Annotated in this window: 15 protein-coding genes, 2 pseudogenes and 1 riboswitch; of the genes and pseudogenes, 2 read left to right on the top strand and 15 right to left on the bottom strand. The window is 47.2% G+C overall.

Annotated elements, in window-relative coordinates:
* Positions 1-94: 94 nt before the first annotated feature.
* From FEF09_RS23490 to FEF09_RS23420, 15 genes and pseudogenes are all read right to left on the bottom strand, one after another.
* Positions 95-1,039 carry an ATP-binding protein gene (locus FEF09_RS23490; protein ID WP_146307367.1) on the bottom strand — a complete coding sequence of 315 codons (945 nt, stop codon included), beginning with the start codon at positions 1,037-1,039 and terminating at the stop codon, positions 95-97.
* An 11-nt stretch (positions 1,040-1,050) separates the two neighbouring features.
* Positions 1,051-1,680, bottom strand: a complete 630-nt coding sequence (locus FEF09_RS23485) for a hypothetical protein (RefSeq protein WP_261387703.1) — start codon at positions 1,678-1,680, stop codon at positions 1,051-1,053.
* A 67-nt stretch (positions 1,681-1,747) separates the two neighbouring features.
* A pseudogene (locus tag FEF09_RS23480) lies at positions 1,748-2,828 on the bottom strand (cobalt-precorrin-5B (C(1))-methyltransferase).
* Between the two features lie 85 nt (positions 2,829-2,913).
* Complete coding sequence (locus FEF09_RS23475) at positions 2,914-3,582, bottom strand: precorrin-6A/cobalt-precorrin-6A reductase (RefSeq protein WP_222597087.1); 669 nt, start codon at positions 3,580-3,582, stop codon at positions 2,914-2,916.
* Complete coding sequence (cobM, locus tag FEF09_RS23470) at positions 3,582-5,414, bottom strand: precorrin-4 C(11)-methyltransferase (protein WP_146307365.1); 1,833 nt, start codon at positions 5,412-5,414, stop codon at positions 3,582-3,584. Before cobM ends, FEF09_RS23475 begins: the two co-directional genes overlap by 1 nt.
* Position 5,415: 1 nt before the next feature.
* On the bottom strand, positions 5,416-6,603 hold the full coding sequence (gene cbiE, locus FEF09_RS23465) for a precorrin-6y C5,15-methyltransferase (decarboxylating) subunit CbiE (protein WP_146307364.1): 1,188 nt from the start codon (positions 6,601-6,603) through the stop codon (positions 5,416-5,418).
* Positions 6,603-7,958: a precorrin-3B C(17)-methyltransferase gene (gene cobJ, locus FEF09_RS23460; RefSeq protein WP_146307363.1), complete on the bottom strand. Its 1,356-nt coding sequence runs from the start codon at positions 7,956-7,958 to the stop codon at positions 6,603-6,605. Before cobJ ends, cbiE begins: the two co-directional genes overlap by 1 nt.
* Complete coding sequence (gene cobI / locus FEF09_RS23455; RefSeq protein WP_146307362.1) at positions 7,955-8,662, bottom strand: precorrin-2 C(20)-methyltransferase; 708 nt, start codon at positions 8,660-8,662, stop codon at positions 7,955-7,957. Before cobI ends, cobJ begins: the two co-directional genes overlap by 4 nt.
* A gap of 3 nt (positions 8,663-8,665) precedes the next feature.
* A complete protein-coding gene (locus FEF09_RS23450; protein ID WP_146307361.1) occupies positions 8,666-9,595 on the bottom strand; it encodes a sirohydrochlorin chelatase in 930 nt (309 codons plus the stop codon).
* Entirely contained in the window at positions 9,592-10,434 is an 843-nt protein-coding gene (locus tag FEF09_RS23445; RefSeq protein WP_146307360.1) for an SDR family oxidoreductase, read from the bottom strand. The genes FEF09_RS23450 and FEF09_RS23445 overlap by 4 nt, the downstream gene beginning before the upstream one ends.
* 14 nt (positions 10,435-10,448) lie before the next feature.
* Positions 10,449-11,273, bottom strand: coding sequence for an NAD+ synthetase (locus tag FEF09_RS23440; RefSeq protein ID WP_146307359.1), 825 nt, complete (start codon positions 11,271-11,273; stop codon positions 10,449-10,451).
* 11 nt (positions 11,274-11,284) lie between these two features.
* Positions 11,285-11,650, bottom strand: a complete 366-nt coding sequence (locus FEF09_RS23435) for a (2Fe-2S) ferredoxin domain-containing protein (protein ID WP_146307358.1) — start codon at positions 11,648-11,650, stop codon at positions 11,285-11,287.
* A gap of 141 nt (positions 11,651-11,791) precedes the next feature.
* Positions 11,792-11,993, bottom strand: a riboswitch (cobalamin riboswitch).
* 50 nt (positions 11,994-12,043) lie between these two features.
* Positions 12,044-12,997 (bottom strand): adenosylcobinamide-phosphate synthase CbiB, encoded by a 954-nt coding sequence (cbiB, locus tag FEF09_RS23430; protein WP_146307357.1) that lies wholly within the window; start codon positions 12,995-12,997, stop codon positions 12,044-12,046.
* Positions 12,976-14,004 (bottom strand): pyridoxal phosphate-dependent aminotransferase, encoded by a 1,029-nt coding sequence (locus FEF09_RS23425; RefSeq protein WP_146307356.1) that lies wholly within the window; start codon positions 14,002-14,004, stop codon positions 12,976-12,978. Before FEF09_RS23425 ends, cbiB begins: the two co-directional genes overlap by 22 nt.
* A complete protein-coding gene (locus tag FEF09_RS23420; RefSeq protein ID WP_186774484.1) occupies positions 14,001-15,479 on the bottom strand; it encodes a cobyric acid synthase in 1,479 nt (492 codons plus the stop codon). The genes FEF09_RS23425 and FEF09_RS23420 overlap by 4 nt, the downstream gene beginning before the upstream one ends.
* A gap of 29 nt (positions 15,480-15,508) precedes the next feature.
* Here FEF09_RS23420 and FEF09_RS23415 point away from each other — a divergent pair.
* A pseudogene (locus tag FEF09_RS23415) lies at positions 15,509-16,815 on the top strand (cobyrinate a,c-diamide synthase).
* A gap of 173 nt (positions 16,816-16,988) precedes the next feature.
* The gene (locus tag FEF09_RS23410) at positions 16,989-17,597 is read left to right on the top strand and encodes a hypothetical protein (protein WP_146307355.1); all 609 of its coding nucleotides are present in this window, start codon (positions 16,989-16,991) and stop codon (positions 17,595-17,597) included.
* Positions 17,598-17,752 lie beyond the last annotated feature (155 nt).

Raw genomic sequence — 17,752 nt, 5'->3', positions numbered from 1 at the left:
TTACGGGTACTCACAGGCGGCGCCTTCAGCTGTACATAGTTGTTCGTTGCGGCTGCCTGTAGCAGATATTCCTGTAGCGGACTATCCGGTTTACTCAGTTCATTTTTATCCTTATCGAGTCGCCCTCCTTTTCATCCCTGGGAGACTGCTGTTCTCTTTGCTGCTGAGGATTTTGCGATGAGGAATAGTTTTTTGAACGATGAGAGAGTACAAAGGGCATCACTTTATGTACGTCTTCTGTAGTGACGGACTTCCGTTGATGGAAGGCGGCGTATGCCCTTGCTGCTTTCAGCAAGAGGATGTCAGCCCGCAGGCCTTCCACCTTATGTTCGATACAGGTGTCTGCGATCGTGACCTGTATGGTTTCGTCGTATGTTACTTGTTTTACCTGTTCCTTTGCGGCGACAATCCTTTCTGCCAGCGCCTGCTCCTGTGTTTCATATTGGGCAAGAAAAGCTGGTATGTCGGTATCGAATTGCAGCCTGCGATTGACAATCTGCATCCGGTCGGTCCTGTTCATGGGCGTGTGTACGGTAACACTCAATCCGAAGCGGTCCAGTAGTTGAGGACGCAGTTCGCCTTCTTCCGGGTTCATTGTACCCACCAGACAAAACTTACTTTCAAACCAACGGGACACAGCATCTCTTTCCAGATGATAGCTGCCACTGGCAGCAGCATCCAGCAGGATGTCCATCAGGTAGTCATTCAAAAGATTGACTTCATCAATATACAGGATACCGTGGTTGGCCATAGCCAGCAGACCTGCCTGAATAGCGATCTTCTTTTCATTGATCAGGGTATCCAGCTGGACAGTTCCGAGCACCCTGTCTTCTGTAGCGCCTATCGGCAGATTCACGAAAGGGAAGTCGGGCAGACTGCGTTGCATCAGGTGACTGAGTCCTCTGACGGTCGTCGTCTTACCGGTGCCTTTGTCGCCAAGTGCCAGTACTCCACCCAGACCCGGTTCTATCATACAGAGTATGAGGGCCAGTTTAAAATCGTCCTGTGCGTATATCGCTGTAAAAGGAAATGATTGCATGTGGTAGCTATTTATGCAAAACTGTTATAGATCCATAGGCAGCCGACACCAATAGAAAACAGCCCTACAACTGCGTTGAGTGATTTAAATGCCAGCTGGTTCCTCTCGATAAATCTGGATACCGAGAATGCCAGTACACAACTATAGGTGGTCATAGCGGCTACGATCCCGATACTTTGCAGTACTATGATGCCGATGGCTGTAGTGGTATCACGGGAAGCCATGATCAGCGCTACTGCGCAGGCGCCGCCTGTACCCGCAAGTCCATGCAGCATCCCTACCCAGAAAGAACGGCTTAATGGGTTCATGGCAATCTCCTGTCCCTGTTTACCGTGAATATGCAGCGCATTGTTGATGTGTTCGTGTTCTGAGAAGGTTTTGTGCGTGGCCATCATCTGTTTGAGTTGGTGGTTTCTACGGATGGCAGAAATACCCAGCCATATCATCACCGGACCAACTATCATTTCCGCATAGCCGGAAAGGTCCAGCGGTAAGGCAGATTTCAATAACAGAGCAAAGCAGCTGAACAGTATCAGCGTAACGGAATGTCCTAAAGCCCATTGTGAAGAGCGCCATATCAGCTTTGAAAGACTGATCTTATTATTGGCTTTTTCAGATGCCAGCACGGAGACCGCCGCCATATGGTCGGGTTCAAAAGAATGCTGTATGCCTAATAATAAAGAGTCTGTAAAAAGATATCCAATCATATTAAAACCTTAGAATAGTATCGTTTGCGTCAATCAGTAATATTTGTAAATCAACCTTGGGCACCAGTGGTTTGCACACGGCGTAGCAACGTGCTGCCAATGTCCGGAAGAAGGGTTCCTGTTCTGTGAACGGAAATATCTCCGTCAGGCGCCGGGCCATATTCAGTTCGAGGATAGGAGCGCATTGCTCATCGCTGTACCCGCATTCCTTTGCCAGTCCATGAATAAACTGTTTATCCCAGGTGGACTTCCCGCTGTGTGTATCAAGCTCCCCTTGTGCCAGCTTGGCTGCCTTTCCCAGCATAATACCCATGGTCACCTTTTCCAGCGGTACACTGCGGATCTTCTCCAGCGTTTCACCTATCCAGTTGCCGTATTGTATAAAGGCGAATTCCGGCAGGTGCCCAAAACGTTTCCGCAGGATGTTCTCCGAGCGGCCCCCGGAATTGATTACGATCTCCAGACAGTTATTGGCCAATGCCACATCAATTCCCTGTGTAATACTGGCAATATAGGCAGACGCACTGAAGGGTCTGACAATACCGTAGTACCCAGTATGGAAATGCCGTCTAAGATGCCAATACGGCTGTTCAGGGTCTTTTGGGCTATATTCACCCCATCCACGACAAAAACCTCGATATTGACCCCTTTAGTGAGCTTATAGCGATGTGTCAGGAATAAGGCAACATCTGTCATCATCTTCCGGGGTACCGGATTAATCGCCGGTTCGCCGACCCCGATCGCCAGTCCGGGCAGAGTAACAATACCTACACCTTCTCCCCGGAAGAACTTCACTTCCATCGTATCGTTGAAGGAGACTGTTACACCGATGGTGGCACCATTCGTCACATCAGGATCATCCCCGCGTCTTTCACCGTTGTACAGGTGGCCTGTTCACTGGTAAAAGTGCAGGAACTGATAGTAAATGTTACCTTCTCTCCAAGGGGCAGAGTGATTTCCACTTCGGATACCGGCTCCTGCCTGATCAGTGCTAACAGTGCCGCACGGGTACATGCGGTTGCACATGCCCCGGTGGTGTAACCCTGTCTTAACGGGCCGGCTGGTATCTCCTGCAGACTCATACCCCTAAACGATTTAAGTGTCCGATCAGTGATGCTTCGTCCGTTACCGGAATAAACGATGCCGGCAAAGCAGGCCGCCGGACGATCAGTATGGGTATATCATTTTCAAGGGCGGCCCTGATCTTGGTAGAAAGAAACCCGGATTCCCGCTTTCTTTTGTCAGGATCGCCCCGATCTGGTATTGTTGTATCAGAGCAGATTCCTGTTGCAGATCATCCCCCGGCATTTCCATGATAAGATCCTGCTCCGGAAATCCCGCAGCTTTGGCTAATGCCAGCGAACTTTCCCGGGGTAATATCCGGAAGATAGTAGCATGCTGCCGCCAGTAATTTTCTAAAGCAGTAATGGTCTGTACGCCGGTGAGTGCCAGCAACCGTTTTACGGGATGCTGTTCCAGCCAGTCCGTTGCCGCCTGATAAGCATCTACATATATGATCAGCGGATGTTCCTGCTTTTCAGGATAACTGCGTTCAAAACGAAATACAGGTAGCGAGAGTGCCTGTGCACCTGTATGGATCGTTTCATGAAGTACGGTGGCAAACGGGTGACTGGCATGTACAATGGCTTTAACGCCCTGTGTAACGCAGAAGGCCTGCAGATCTTCCGTTGTCATTGCACCATGCCGGTATTGCCCATATGTACCTCCCTTGAAATCTATCGCCGTTTTGGTGGAATAGTAATAGTGTCGCGCATGCTGTTCGAGTATGCCCGCTACTTTTTTGCCTTCTGTTGTTCCACCAAAAACCAATATCATTACTTTGCTTTTAATGCTTTTCCGGTCCTGAACGTATGCTTCCATTCAGGGCTGTATAAATGAGAACGGTTCTTTCTGGCGCCAATAGCCACACCTACAATCACCAGTGTGGTAAGCGTCAGTTTATTCTCCCGTACAATCTGTGCAAGGTCTTTCAGTTGCCCGGTGTAGATCTCTTCGTCTTTCCAGCTTACCCGATACAATACTGCCACGGATGTTTCCGGTTCGTAGTGTTCCAGCAACTGTTCCTGTACTGATTTCGCAATAGTCGCACTCAGGAAGATGCACATAGTGGCTTTGTGTTTCGCCATCTCGTTCAGCTTCTCATGCTCCGGCAAAGGTGTTTTGCCCGCACCTCTGGTCAGGATGATACTCTGTACAACTTCAGGGATGGTAAATTCTGACTTCAGACTGGCAGCCGCCGCCTGAAAGGAAGAAATACCCGGTACAATATAATAGTCCATACCCTTCTCATCGAAGATGGTCATCTGTTCCTGTATCGCACCATAAATACTCGGATCACCTGACTGTAAACGCACGATCAGGTGGCCTTTTGTATAATGCTCTTCCATCAGTCCTATCTGTTCTTCCAGCGTCATGCTGGCGGAATTTCTGACAATGGCCTCTTTCTTCGCATAATGCGTGATCTCTTCCGGTATAAGGCTACCGGCATATAATATCAGATCAGCGGTTTCTACCAGCTGTTTTCCTTTAAGACTGATCAGTTCCGCATCGCCCGGACCTGCACCCACAATAGCTACCACCGCTTTACGGATAACCTGACTATCCAGAGCAACGGCAATAGTATGTTTCTTGCCGGAAGGCACGGTGATCTTTTGTTTTTCCAGCAGTAATTCCTGATTACCGGACAATAGCATGGCAGATGCTTCTGATACGCTGTGCACGCCCAGTTTAGACATCACCACCTCAGATGGATTCGCCACCTGCTGTGTATTCAGTGCTGCTGCTGTATAGGTAACAAAGGGTACCTGCAATTTCTCCGCTAAAGCAATAAAGGCCGTTTCATCGTGTTTTACATCGATGGAACCAATGCTTTTTATGGCCGCCGGTGCCAGTTGTTGTTGTGTCAGTTGCGCATACACAGATGCTTCCAGTTGCTCCGTTTCAATATCGCGGGAACAGCCCATGCCAACATGTAAAACAGGTGCATGGAAATGTAACACCGGTATGTTGATCGTGTACACTTTGTAAGTCACCGCAATCAGCAGCTCATATTGACTCAGATCTATCTGTTGAAAATCATAATATACATCTGTAAATATCGGCAGACTTTTCTCCAGATAAGCAGTGCCTTTATCTTTTATGTCAAGTAGTAAAGCGGTTCTTTTATTGTTGACAAACAATGAAATGACGCTGTTCATATCCGGCGTAGCCGTAGCTTTCCAGCCAAATTCCTTCGCCAGTGTATCCAGTGCCCAGAGCTCCTGCAGATCACTGCTGGTCGTTATGACAGCTTGTGCACCGATAGCGGCTGCTACTTTGCGGGTAATGTCATTTGCACCGCCGACATGTCCGGATACTACTGCCTGTACAAAACGCCCGTTGTCATCCATATTGATGACGGCAGGATCGCTGTTTTTGTCCTGTAAATAAGGGGCAATGCTTCGTACACAGATGCCCAGTGCACCAACAAAGATCAACGTATCAAAGGCGCTGAAGTTATTTTCCAGAAAGGCCGCGATACTTTCTATCTGTGTGGCTTGCTCATGTGGGCGGGTGCTCACCAGCAGGGATTTCGGAAACTCTGTCCGGATCCTGTTGCCCAATGCAACACCTCTGTCGGTACTGGCGATGATGACTGTCTTACTCATTTTATTGCTTTTCTGCTGTCAGGATAGTGATCGGATTGTGGGCATCCACGGTAATCACCATCGGTTCAGATAATGTATAGTTTAGTTGTCTGGCTGCTGCGATAAACTGCGTTTTGCTGTCTTCTTTCACTGCATTGATAACGAGCTTCGCTTTTGATGGCAGATAGTTGTCCAGTTCTGTGATCAATGCTTCCAGCCGGTTGCCATGTCCACCGATAAAAACGGCATCAGGCTTCGGCAAAGCAGCAAGGTCCTGTTCAAAGATGTCGCCCATGACCTTCCTTATGCCGGGTGTACCATGCTTCCGTGTATTGGCCTCAAACAGGGCATCACATTCGGGCCGCTTTTCAAAGGCAACAATCTGCAGGTGTGGGTACTGTCTGCGGGCTTCTATGGATACCGATCCTGTACAAAAGCCGATATCCCAGCAGGTATGCCGGGAAGAGAGGTCCAGCTGTGCCAGACTCACCATTCTGATAGGCATTTTGGTGATCATATTCGGCCGGCCTTCCAGTCCTTCAAAACTGTGATCGGGTATGCCGGCAGATAAAGACCGGTGGTGTTTTTTATTCAGCAGCACGCAGTTTAGCGTATGTGCCTCATAATCCCTCATGTCTTTCATATGCTCGCCGAATACGATCTTTTGTCCGGTGCCTTCGAGGTTTTCCCCGATATACATCACATAGTTATCGTACCCGTATTCCACCATCCTTGCGGCTATGGCGGCGGGTGTTTTCACCTGATCGGTGAGTATGCCAATGCTTTGATGTTGTCTGATCAGGGCCTGATCCAGTTCTTCCCAGGAACGGCCGTGTACGGACGTATTCACCACATGGGAATAGGCAAAGTTCAACCGGTGACAAAGCAGTTGTATGCTGTTGAAATAAGGCGATACCTGCAGGTCAGCCTCCGGATGATACTTTTGTATGGTAGCGGCAAATCCGTAGAATAAAGGATCTCCTGAGGCGAAGATCACAATATCCTCTTCATATGTTTTATACTGTTCAAACAGTGCCGGCATATCACTACGGATGTCTATCCATTGGTGATCCGCGGGCAGGTGTTTTTGTATCAGTTCATAATGTCGTTTACCACCGGAGAACACGCGGTAATGCGGTACTATCTCCATTGCTGCTTGCGGCAGGAGATAGTCAGGATTGTTTGATATGCCGATAACGATATATTCCACTACCTGTCTTTTACGGTGAATGCTGCATTGACGATGCTGGCAGCTACATTGCTACCGCCTTTTCTTCCGCGGATGATCACGTAGGGCACCGTTTTCATTGCCTGCAGCTTCAGTTTTGATTCTATCACATTGACAAAGCCTACCGGGGCACCGATGATACCGGCAGGGGAGAACTTACGTTCCTGTAACTGATCGCAGAGTTCAAACAGGGCAGTAGGTGCATTACCCACGACAAAGAGCGCATCCGGATGTTTTTCAATCGCGATACGCATACCTGCCTGACTACGGGTCAGTCCTTCTTTTTCTGCCAATGGTAATACCGCTTCATCATTGAGATAACAGTAAACATTGGCATTATATTTTTTGATGAATTCTTTGGTGATACCTGATTGTACCATGGTCACGTCTGTCACGATAGTACCGCCTGTGCGCAGATAATCATGCCATTGTGCGATGGCGTCGTTATTAGATAAATATAGCTCTTCGTATTCGAAGTCAGCCGTCGTATGGATACAACGCATGATCGCCCATCTGTCTGCTTCGCTGACATCTTCGCGTTTCAGCTGTGCAGCGATCTGGCGGAAGCTTTCATCCTGTATTTCCTGTCCGGAGGCTGGCTTTCTGGCCATATAACCTCTCGGTGTTACGAGGTGATTGTTGAACTGGTAAGTCTGCGAGTTGCCGATCATCACCAATGAAAACATATCTACAGATTCCACATCCATATCACTCAATGTAGTGATGGTAATGGTCTCATCCGGTCTGGTCACCTGACGGATGATCGCCACAGGTGTTGCCGGATCTCTATGTAAAAGGAACAATTCCCTGAAGCGGGCCAGTTGCCAGAAACGTTTTTTACTTCTTGGATTATATAAGGAAGTTACGAAGTCGCCAATAGCAGCTGCCTGTATCCTTTTCTCTATTACGGGCCATGGCGTCATCAGATCAGACAGGGAAATGCAACAGAAATCGTGTCCCAGCGGGGCTCCCAGTCTGCCGGCTGAAGCGATAAACGCACTTATACCTGGGATGGTCTGTAAATCGATGGGTTTGTCGGTGCGGGTGCTGGCATATTGATAGACCAGTGAGGCCATGGCATAAATACCTGCATCTCCGGAACTGATCACCACCACATGTTTACCTGGTTCACAACGGTTCACGGCCAGTTCGGCGCGGGCTTCCTCTTCTGTCAGGTCTTTCCCGATACATTCGCAGTGTGCGGGCAGCAGGTGCGCTACAAACTGAAAATAGTAACTGTACCCGATGGCGATATCAGCCGTGGCCAGTACCTGTTGTGCAACAGGCAGGATATAGTCTTTACCGCCGGGGCCTATGCCAACTACGCTTAACTTCATATTCTTTTTAAAATGAGTAATGAAAAATAGGGGATCTCCCTGTTTTCCAGGTCGTTTATGTTTGTAGTGATGTATTGCTGTGTGGTGCCCAATCTTTCGCAGTAGACGATCTGGATACCCATTTGTTGGATCAGGTTACGGATATCCTGCAGGACGCTTCTGACTTTAATGAGCACAACGGTCTCAAACTCTTCCAGATAACGGGAGAGCGTATCTCTGTCTTTCATTCTTGGCAGGATAGCAATTTTCTCATTGAGGATCGCCAGTGATGACTGGTGTTGTGCGGCGCCTAATATAAAGGAGGGTACGCCGGCAATAATCTCCAGTTCCAGCTGGTGTTGCTGAATATGTTTCAGCAGATAGGCGAAAGTACTGTAGAAGGAAATATCTCCTTCACTGACAAATGCGACCTGTAAACCTGCTTCGTAATCAGCCAGCATTTGCTGAAAAGTGGCTGCATATGTCTGTTCAGCTGCTTCGCGGTCGTCTGACATTTTCAGGAACATGCCCTGTAGTTTATCTGCGTCCAGCTGATAATGCTGCAATATCTGCAACGAATAACTGCTGGTACTGCCATCCGCGAGGAGAGAACCCGGATAGTAGATCTTGTCTGCCTGTTGTAGTGTCTGCAGGCCTTTAACGGTGATCAATAACGGATCGCCGGGACCTAATGATACGCCATATATCTTTCCTTTACTATTCATGTATCAGATGCCGAGTATCTTTTTAACGGTTGTCAGAACGGTTTTCTTTTCACCGGGTTTTTCTTCTTCTTCGAATAAGATGCCTTTTACAGCCAGATGGTGGCCGACTTGTTCTTTGCCGACTTCTTCTTCGAAACCGATGATCTGTGTGCGGTATTTGCACAACTGACAGTTCATATCCGGACTACCTTCCTGTACTTCGCGGATGCGTTCATCTATGGTTTGCAACAGCAGTTCGTCGCACTCAAATGATCTGGTGGCGATGATTTGTTTATCTGTTGTTGCGGCGAATTCTTCCAGCTGAGCATAGATCTTTTTGAGCAATACGCCGGTGAATAAGAACACAGGTAATGCGACAATTCTCTTATATGGCAGATGATTTATAATCGGTAAATGATCTTTCAGCAGTGGTTGTGTCACTCCGATAAAAGCAGTGGTGGAGAACCCGAAGCCCAGTCCTTCTCCCAGCATACGGGTCATTTTGGCCACGTCTGAGTTGGCATCAGGATCTGAGGTCCCTCTTCCTACGAGCAGCAGACAAGCGTCCTGTCTGTCCAGCGGCGGATGTGCCGCTTCTGCCTGTGCTACAAGTTTTCCTGCCAGTTGAAGGATGGAAGGTGTAATACCGATATGTCTACCCAGTTTGATACGCAGGTCCGGATATTGGGACTGCAGGGTATTCATTTCAAAAGGAATATCATTTTTGGCATGACCACCGGCAAAGAGAATAGCCGGAATGGCAATGATCTCCCGTATGCCCGCCACATACATCCGCTCGACTGCTGCCGCATATACGGGGTGGGAGAATTCAAGGAAACCATAATCCACCATCCTGTCAGGATAGCGTTTGCGCAATAATGCCACCAGTGCTTTAAAGCCTTCGACTCCTTCCGGATCGCGGCTGCCATGACCACAGATTAATATCCCTTTCATATGCCGGTTTGTAATAATTGAACAGGATCAGGGTACTTGAATGAATAATCCAGTCTTTGTTTGATCTTGTCTGCGTTGATTATTTTGAAATGAGGATCGGCAGTAGCAGCGAATGTAGGTAGTTCCAGTCCGGCGATAGCGGCGGCCTTTGTATAATATTCCCTGCGTGTCGGATGTTCATCTGCACAGGCGTTGAATACATCACCCCATGCCTGCAGACGGATAATACCTGTGATGATACCGATACAATCGTCCTGGTGGATAACGTTGATCGGCGCATCACCATTCTCTACATTCTTCTTACCGGCCAGAAAGCGGCCGGGCATACGATCGTAGCCGATCAGTCCTGCAAAACGTACCACTGTTGTCATAAAACGGAGATTGGTACGCAGCATTTTTTCAACAGCCAGTAAGGCTTTACCGCTGCCTTTGGAAGGTGTGGCGGTTTCATGTTCAAAGACTTCTCCGTTTACATCAGGGTAAACGGAAGTAGAACTGATGAACAACACTTTCTGTACCGGACTTGTCTCTATCGCTTTCACGAGGTGTGCCATCTGTGCCTGATGATAGAGCACGACGTCTTCCCGGCGGGAAGGAGGAAAATTAATGATCAGTATTTCACTTTCCAGGAATCCCGCGATGTCATTACTTTCAATACCGGCTTCAGTGATCATGACCTGATAAGGTTGGATCTGTTGTTGTGCCAGTTCGTCCATTTTATCTTCCGAGGTGACGGACCCTTTCACGGCACACCCTTCTTTTACAAGATGGATTGCCAGCGGAAGACCCAGCCAGCCACAGCCTAATATGCTGATGGTATTTGTCGGTGCTTTACTCATATAATATTTGATCCTTAACGTGGATCCGCCTCATTGGCTATTTCCTGTCTGGCGTATCGGTGCCGCAGGTACAGCTCCACGTATAAAGATATAATGATACTAATAAAAACGAGTCCGACAATATTATTCTGGAAATCATTTAGTTCCAGCGACTCGTTCCATGCGCTTGCAATTTTATACAAAGGAATGGCAAAACACATGATCGTGATCAGCACATTCAGTTTAAAACGATGACTCTGGATCTTTTTCCGATCGAAGGTCTTGAGTAACTTGCTCAGCAACAGGGAATCGCAGGTACCGGTGATGATCAGTCCGAGTGAGAATACGACACCGCCCATGATGGCATAGATCCATTGATTGGAGACGGATACGGCGTATCCGAATGCGGCGATCTGGGAAGAGGTATCGAAGATGAACCCGAATATGATACCGGTGATGATCACTGTGAATGGATTCAGGCTGTTACTAAAAGCTTTGGGAACGAGGCGTTTCCGGAATCCGCTTACCTGTGTACCGTCTTTGCGGCTCAGATTGATGAGGTTGGAAATACCCATGAACAGCAGCATCACAGAAGATAACCATTCTACCACGATGTCCAGCATTGCCGGCATCTGAAAGTTATTCTTCAGGATACAGAGAAAGAGGGCAATAGCGGTGACCATGATACCATGTCCGAAAGTAAAGAGGGTACCTACCCATCTGGTCCAGATACTTTTATGGAGATGCAGGCGGTAGGTATATCCGTCGATCACTGTAATATGATCGGGGTCCAGCCCATGACGTAAACCAAGTACGGCCAGGACGATAAATCCGGTCAGATCTTGTTGTAAGATGTTCATCTGCTGGGGTTTTATTCGTTTGGCTGATGGCTTTTAAGCGTCAGCGGTTTTGAATCTACCAGCTCCGCTTCCGGAAAATGCACATTTTCCAGCACCAGTTCATTTTTCATGAGGTGTTGCGTCACGATTTCGCGGGTAGTATCCAGATTAACGTTTTTATACCAGAGGCCTTCCGGATGCATAAAGATCATCGGCCCCCAGGTACACTGCCCGAGGCATTTGGTACGAACGGTGTGAATTTCGTCATTGAGGTCATGCTCCGTGAGGTGTGTTCTTAACTGCACAGTGTTTTCGTCAGCAGCATTATTTTTATTACAGGTGCCTCCATTACAGATAAAAAGGATCTTCTGAACTTTAGTCAGATCTTTAATTGCCATACGACTGGTTACTTTTGATTAATACATTAATTACCCGTTAATGATTAAACAAGACCTCAGTAAAAGAAAGAAAACAGGAATCATGTATACCGGACGGCATACGTGTATTACGTTCTCCCATGACTTTTTTCCCGAAGTGTTGGATAAACATAGTTTGTTGGCAGGTCTTCTGACTCGTTCTACTCTTAACGCCTTCCCATCCGATAGGGGACTATGACAGTGGCACTGGTTAAAAGCTGTTACAGAACTTACAGCAGCGGGAACTGTTTTGGGTTTTCACCAAATTCCCTTTTAATTTCAGCCGGCTTTGGGCCGGACGAAAACCAAAAACTGGCCCAAATGTAGGTAATTATTTGCTCTTTTTAGCAGTAGAGTAGAACAGCGTGCAGTCAATCAGGTAGTTACGGCATATATAATGTAAGCTCCGGCAATGAGCAATACCGTCAGGAATGTCACGGCGTGGTTGATATACATCACTTTGCGCAGTTCTTCATGCCGGATATCCCGGGCATGTTCGCCGATGTAGGGTTTCACGACTAATTGTCCGTGGTAGGTATTGGGCCCTCCAAAGCGGCAATACATGATGCCTGCAAGGGCTGCTTCCGGGTAACCGGAGTTCGGACTGGCATGTTGGCGGCCATATCTGAAGATATAGGTCAATCCCCGTTTACTAAAGGCAATCAGTACCATGAGGAGGGCTGTTATGCGGGCCGGAATGAAATTGGCTACATCGTCCAGTCTGGCGGCAAATTTCCCGAACCAGAAATATTCCTCCTTTTTATACCCGATCATGGAATCAAGGGTATTGATCATCTTATAGGTCATCATAGCGGGTAAACCACCGATAGCATAATAGAACAGGGGAGCGATGACGCCGTCACTCAGATTTTCAGAGAGGGTTTCAAAGACGGCTGTTCTGATCTGGTTCTCGCTGAGGCTTTTCGTTTCACGCCCTACGATCCAGGAAAGGCGTTTTCTGCCGGCATCCAGCCCCTGAGTAGCCAGTGTGTCGAAAACTTCTCTGCCTTCCTGTAAAAGGCTTTTATTGGCTAATGCGAAGAAGACGAAAATGGAGCTGAACAGATAGTAAAAGACAGGCGTCTGTATTCGCAGTAACCAATACTGTGTACCTGCAAAGCACAACCAGCAAATGGCGCACAATAATATGCTCATAATCATTCCCTTAAGGAAATGGCCATTCCCCTGATTCAGCATTTTGGTACCAAAGCTGATCAGGTTACCGAATAATCTTATCGGGTGTGGCAGCCAGCGTGGATCTCCCAGTAGCAGGTCCAGCAGGTAGCCGGCCAGTAATGGGACAATGATCAGGAGATACTGTTGATCCATGCCTGTATACCTTTTATAAGTAACTGATTTTCTTCAGGTCTTTGTGTGGCCACTCTGAAGTGTTGCGGGGTAAGGCTTTTAAAATTAGCCGCATCCCTGATCAGCAGTCCTTCGTTTTGTAGTAAGTATCGTTTTAAGTCAGCCGCAGTACCAGTCTTAGTCCGGGAAAGAAAGAAATTGGTATGGGTATCCCTGATCTGTATTCCTTCTATATTTCTTACGGTGGTCATCAGTTCCAGTGTGTCTTTCCGCAGCCGGGCGATTGGCAAGGCCAGTGTCTCTCTGTGTTGTGCGATATAGAGTCCGGCTTCGATAGCCAGTGCATTTACTGACCAAGGCATTTTTGACGCCAGTATCTGGTGAATGATATCCGCATTACTGAGGATATAACCCAGTCGCAGGCCCGGGATGGAATACGTCTTGGTCAGTGATTTTATAATAATAAGATTGGATAACTGATTGATATCACCGACCATGGAGATCACTTCTTCCGTGAAATCCACATAGGCTTCATCAATCATGAATATCGTCTGTGGATGTGCCGTCAGTAATGTCCGAATGGTTGCGGGTTGTAATACGGCGCCGGTAGGATTATTCGGATTGCCAAAGAAAACGAGATCTGCTATAAAGCGGGTATCGGCATGCAGTTCGTCGTAATGGATATAGCTGATGCTGAGATCATTCGCCTGAGATGCGTCTTCATATTCTGCAAAGGCCGGGATAGCGATAGTAACTGATTTTCTACGGAATGCATGGGCTACCAGATAAAACGCTTCGGTTGCACCGTTGGTAACAAGTACCTGTTCTGCAGTTAGTTGGTGCCAGTCAGCCAATGCCTGTTGCAGGCGTTGTGCATTGGCTTCCGGATAGTTGTTCAGTTTATAGAGACAATCGGTCAGGTGTTGCCGCAATCCGCCGGCAAAACCTTCGTAATAGACATTTGAACTAAAATCGGCTTTAACAGGGTAATTGAACAGGTATCTGTCGTCTCCGTGCCCGTTGATCATGACTGCGTCTTTAATTGTCCGTAAATATATGCTATGTCGATGTGTTCGCGCAGGTGCTGCGCCAGTTTATCGTATTGTTCTTCTTTAAAGGCGAGGTAATCAAAAGGGGCAGCTGATGACTGCGTGGTATGATCTTTCAGCAGGTCATCCACCACAGTGGCATTGTCCAGAATACCGTGTATGTAGGTGCCCCAGCAATTGTCGGTCAGCCGATATCCATCGGTGTGTCCTGCGAGGGTATTATTCAACGGGCGTGCATCTCCATTGGAAGTAGTAAGCCCCATATGAATCTCATAACCCTCACAGGCCGTTGGTTGTTCTTTATAGTAAAACCGGCATTGTTCGGTGATCTTGTGTTCGGTCAGTATGGTTGTTACCGGCAGAATGCCTAATCCGGGCATTGATTCAATCAGCCCTTCCACGTGGTGTGGATCTTCTACGACTGTTCCCATCATCTGGTAGCCGCCGCAGATCCCAATGACGGTTTTATTATGCTTATGAGCCTGTACGATGGCTTTGGCAACGCCGTTGTTTTTGATATCGATCAGGTCAGCAATGGTATTTTTACTGCCGGGAATGATAATAATGTCGGCTTTTTCTATGTCCGCAGGATTATTACTATAGAAGAGGTGTACACGTTCATCTCTTTCCAGCACATTAAAGTCGGTAAAGTTGGAAATACGGTTCAGCAGCACCACGGCTACATTCACCTTGCCGCTGGCCAGTTTGTTGTGTTTATGTTCCAGTCCGACGGAGTCTTCTTCCTCAATATAAATATCCTTCCGATAGGGCACTACTCCTACGACGGGCACGCCGCAGAGCTCTTCTATCATCGTTCTGCCGCTCTCGAAGAGACGGGCGTCTCCTCTGAATTTATTGATAATAATACCTTTGATCAGTTGTTTTTCCTCCGGTGTGAGCAAGGCAATCGTACCATATACACTGGCGAATACGCCACCCCGGTCGATGTCTGCCACCAGATAAACGTCTGCGTTGGCATGCAGGGCCATGCGCATATTGGTGATATCCCGGTGTTTGAGATTGAGTTCGCTGATACTGCCTGCGCCTTCCATCACAACGGGATTATGCTGTCCCCGGAGCCTGTCGTAAGCCGCTTTGGATGCAGTGAACAGCTCCTGTTTATTATTGCCCATAAAATAATCATAGGCCGACTGACTGCCCACCGGTTTACCCAGCAGTACTACCTGTGAAGCCTTATCACTTGTAGGCTTCAGCAGCACAGGATTCATGTCTGTACTACAGGGAATACCACAGGCTTCTGCCTGTACGGCCTGCGCACGACCGATCTCAAAACCGTCCGGTGTGGCATAGCTGTTGAGGGACATGTTCTGTGCCTTGAATGGCGCAGGATGATAGCCATCCTGTCTGAAGATGCGGCAGAAACCCGTATTGATTAAACTTTTACCGACATCAGATGCAGTGCCGGCAAACATGATGGACTTTAGTCGCTGCATAAGAGCACGAATGTACTATCTTTGGCCGAATGAAGCCTCAGTTTTTAATTGCAGCCCCCAGCAGTAATTCAGGGAAAACAACCATTACGCTGGGCCTATTACGTCTCTTACACAAACGGGGACTGAGCGTGCAGCCGTTCAAGTGCGGTCCCGATTACATTGATACTAAACATCATTCTCTCGCAGCCCATAATACCAGTGTAAATCTCGATACATTCATGATGAGCGAAATGCATCTGAAGCAGGTGTATGGGAAATATGCCGCGTCAGCAGATGTCGTCATCACAGAAGGTGTGATGGGACTTTTTGACGGTGCTGACCGCATGAAAGGCAGTAGTGCGGAAATTGCTATGTTGCTGGACCTGCCAGTGATATTGGTGGTCAATGCCAAAGCAATGGCTTATTCAGTGGCACCGCTGATTTATGGTTTTATGCATTTTCATCCCGGGGTGAAGATCGCAGGCGTCATTTTCAACTTTGTGAATACAGAAAGTCATTATCAATTCCTGAAAGATGCCTGTGCCGACTTAGGCGTTGCACCACTGGGGTATGTACCGGCGAATGAGCATATCAAAATACCATCCCGGCATCTGGGACTGGCGATATCTTCGGAGAATGATTATGAAGGTATCATAGAGGCCGCCGCAGCACATATCAGTCGCACCGTTGACGTGGACCTGATACTGGAAATGACGCAGAGACCGTCACCTGTTTATACGCCTTTTATTCCTGTCCTTAAAGGAGGATTGCCGATAGCAGTAGCGCGTGATGAAGCGTTTAACTTTACTTATCTGGAGAATCTGGAGGTACTGCGTAATGCGGGAGAGCTTAGCTTCTTTAGTCCCTTACATGATCCGGTGATGCCTGCCGCTGAGATACTTTACCTTGCTGGTGGATATCCGGAATTGTATTTGCAGCAGTTGTCGGCTAATGAGGGGATGCGCGCGTCTGTACGTGCGTTTTGTGAAAAGGGAGGGAAAGTGATTGCTGAATGTGGTGGCATGATGTACCTCGGGGAGAGTATTGCGGATAAGGATGGTGTGGAGTATCCGATGGTAGGTTTTTAGGGCTGAAGACAACGATGAAAGGTGCGAAATTGTCGTTAGGGTATAGAGTAGTAGAGATGGGAGAGAAGCAGTTTAGAGGACATGAGTTTCATTATTCTGTTAATGAGGAGACGGAGGGATTGGAGCGGATAGGGAAGGTGTTTAATGCGAGGGGGAAGGAGGTGGATATGGCGGTGTATAGGAAGGGGAATGTAGTGGCGTCGTATATGCATGTGTATTGGGGGGAGAGTGGAGAGTGGATGAGTGGAGAGAAGGAGATTGATGGTTGATTATGATGTGACTTTTATTATCAGTAGGATAACGTAATTAGATCAATGAATACGGGCGTTTTAGAATATATTTTTCTACAAACTTTTGTGTCTTTATTCGATGGGAAATATTTACTTTACAAGTCTTTTAGAATTTATTGTTACCTCAACTTGTAAATTAATATCAGTTCCCAATGCCTGATAATAGATTTGTATTTCTTACTAACCAATGGCAAAATAACCCGTCTTTCAATCGTCAACGCGGTTATACACCCGGTAATGAACGAGAAGTTGAAACGACGGAGCCGAAAACGATACAGGAATTTCAAAAGGACCGTTTACGAAGAAACAGTGCTGAATTTTTTACTAAACGGCGAAGCAGAAATGAAAGCAGAACAATTCATTTTGATGCCAATATTGATCTTGTAAAGATATCTTTTTATGTAACCTTCAATGGTGATTTGAAAAGGAAGTTCTTCGACAGGTATGGGTTAAGTGCCGTGGAATTTTGTCAATTTAACAAGACGGTTACTTTTGAAATCATTTCTACTGTGGCATTTCAAAACTTTTTAGAGCATATTCAAACGATAGTAAATAGCCCTGAAGGCACCAGTTACACCAATCGTCCTTTTAATCTTATCGCACTTATACTTAGCTTTGAATTTGTAGATAGCCGGGCACGCTGGGTTTCAGCTTCCTTAAGTGGTAGTTTGCTGACGTTAATATCCTCTTCGAATCCTATTTACATTATTCAAAAAGAAATTTCGCTTTTTACAAAATCTTCAGTTACGTTTCAATTATGATCAATATGCGCCTGTTAATTGAAGTTGCAGTTAATAGCCGGAATCAATTACGTGAAATTGCTGACATTTTGATATCGTTAAAGCGATCACCAGTACCCGAAGCCTTCGCGTAAGACCTGGTCAGTATGGAGAAGTAAGGCGAGATTATGGATTCA

Origin of the sequence: Chitinophaga pinensis, assembly GCF_007896845.1 — a bacterium.
GTDB lineage: Bacteria > Bacteroidota > Bacteroidia > Chitinophagales > Chitinophagaceae > Chitinophaga > Chitinophaga pinensis_C.
This window is presented reverse-complemented; position numbering and strand designations above follow the sequence as displayed.

Bases quoted from the DNA above. Each gene is read 5' to 3' on its own strand.
- FEF09_RS23420 (WP_186774484.1), bottom strand. From the start codon at position 15,479: ATGCAGCGACTAAAGTCCATCATGTTTGCCGGCACTGCATCTGATGTC.
- cobJ (WP_146307363.1), bottom strand. From the start codon at position 7,958: ATGAAGTTAAGCGTAGTTGGCATAGGCCCCGGCGGTAAAGACTATATC.
- FEF09_RS23475 (WP_222597087.1), bottom strand. From the start codon at position 3,582: ATGATATTGGTTTTTGGTGGAACAACAGAAGGCAAAAAAGTAGCGGGC.
- FEF09_RS23450 (WP_146307361.1), bottom strand. From the start codon at position 9,595: ATGAAAGGGATATTAATCTGTGGTCATGGCAGCCGCGATCCGGAAGGA.
- cobM (WP_146307365.1), bottom strand. From the start codon at position 5,414: ATGAGTAAGACAGTCATCATCGCCAGTACCGACAGAGGTGTTGCATTG.
- FEF09_RS23490 (WP_146307367.1), bottom strand. From the start codon at position 1,039: ATGCAATCATTTCCTTTTACAGCGATATACGCACAGGACGATTTTAAA.
- FEF09_RS23440 (WP_146307359.1), bottom strand. From the start codon at position 11,273: ATGAACATCTTACAACAAGATCTGACCGGATTTATCGTCCTGGCCGTA.
- cobI (WP_146307362.1), bottom strand. From the start codon at position 8,662: ATGAATAGTAAAGGAAAGATATATGGCGTATCATTAGGTCCCGGCGAT.
- FEF09_RS23445 (WP_146307360.1), bottom strand. From the start codon at position 10,434: ATGAGTAAAGCACCGACAAATACCATCAGCATATTAGGCTGTGGCTGG.
- cbiB (WP_146307357.1), bottom strand. From the start codon at position 12,997: ATGGATCAACAGTATCTCCTGATCATTGTCCCATTACTGGCCGGCTAC.
- FEF09_RS23485 (WP_261387703.1), bottom strand. From the start codon at position 1,680: ATGGCGGCGGTCTCCGTGCTGGCATCTGAAAAAGCCAATAATAAGATC.
- FEF09_RS23410 (WP_146307355.1), top strand. From the start codon at position 16,989: ATGCCTGATAATAGATTTGTATTTCTTACTAACCAATGGCAAAATAAC.
- FEF09_RS23435 (WP_146307358.1), bottom strand. From the start codon at position 11,650: ATGGCAATTAAAGATCTGACTAAAGTTCAGAAGATCCTTTTTATCTGT.
- FEF09_RS23425 (WP_146307356.1), bottom strand. From the start codon at position 14,004: ATGATCAACGGGCACGGAGACGACAGATACCTGTTCAATTACCCTGTT.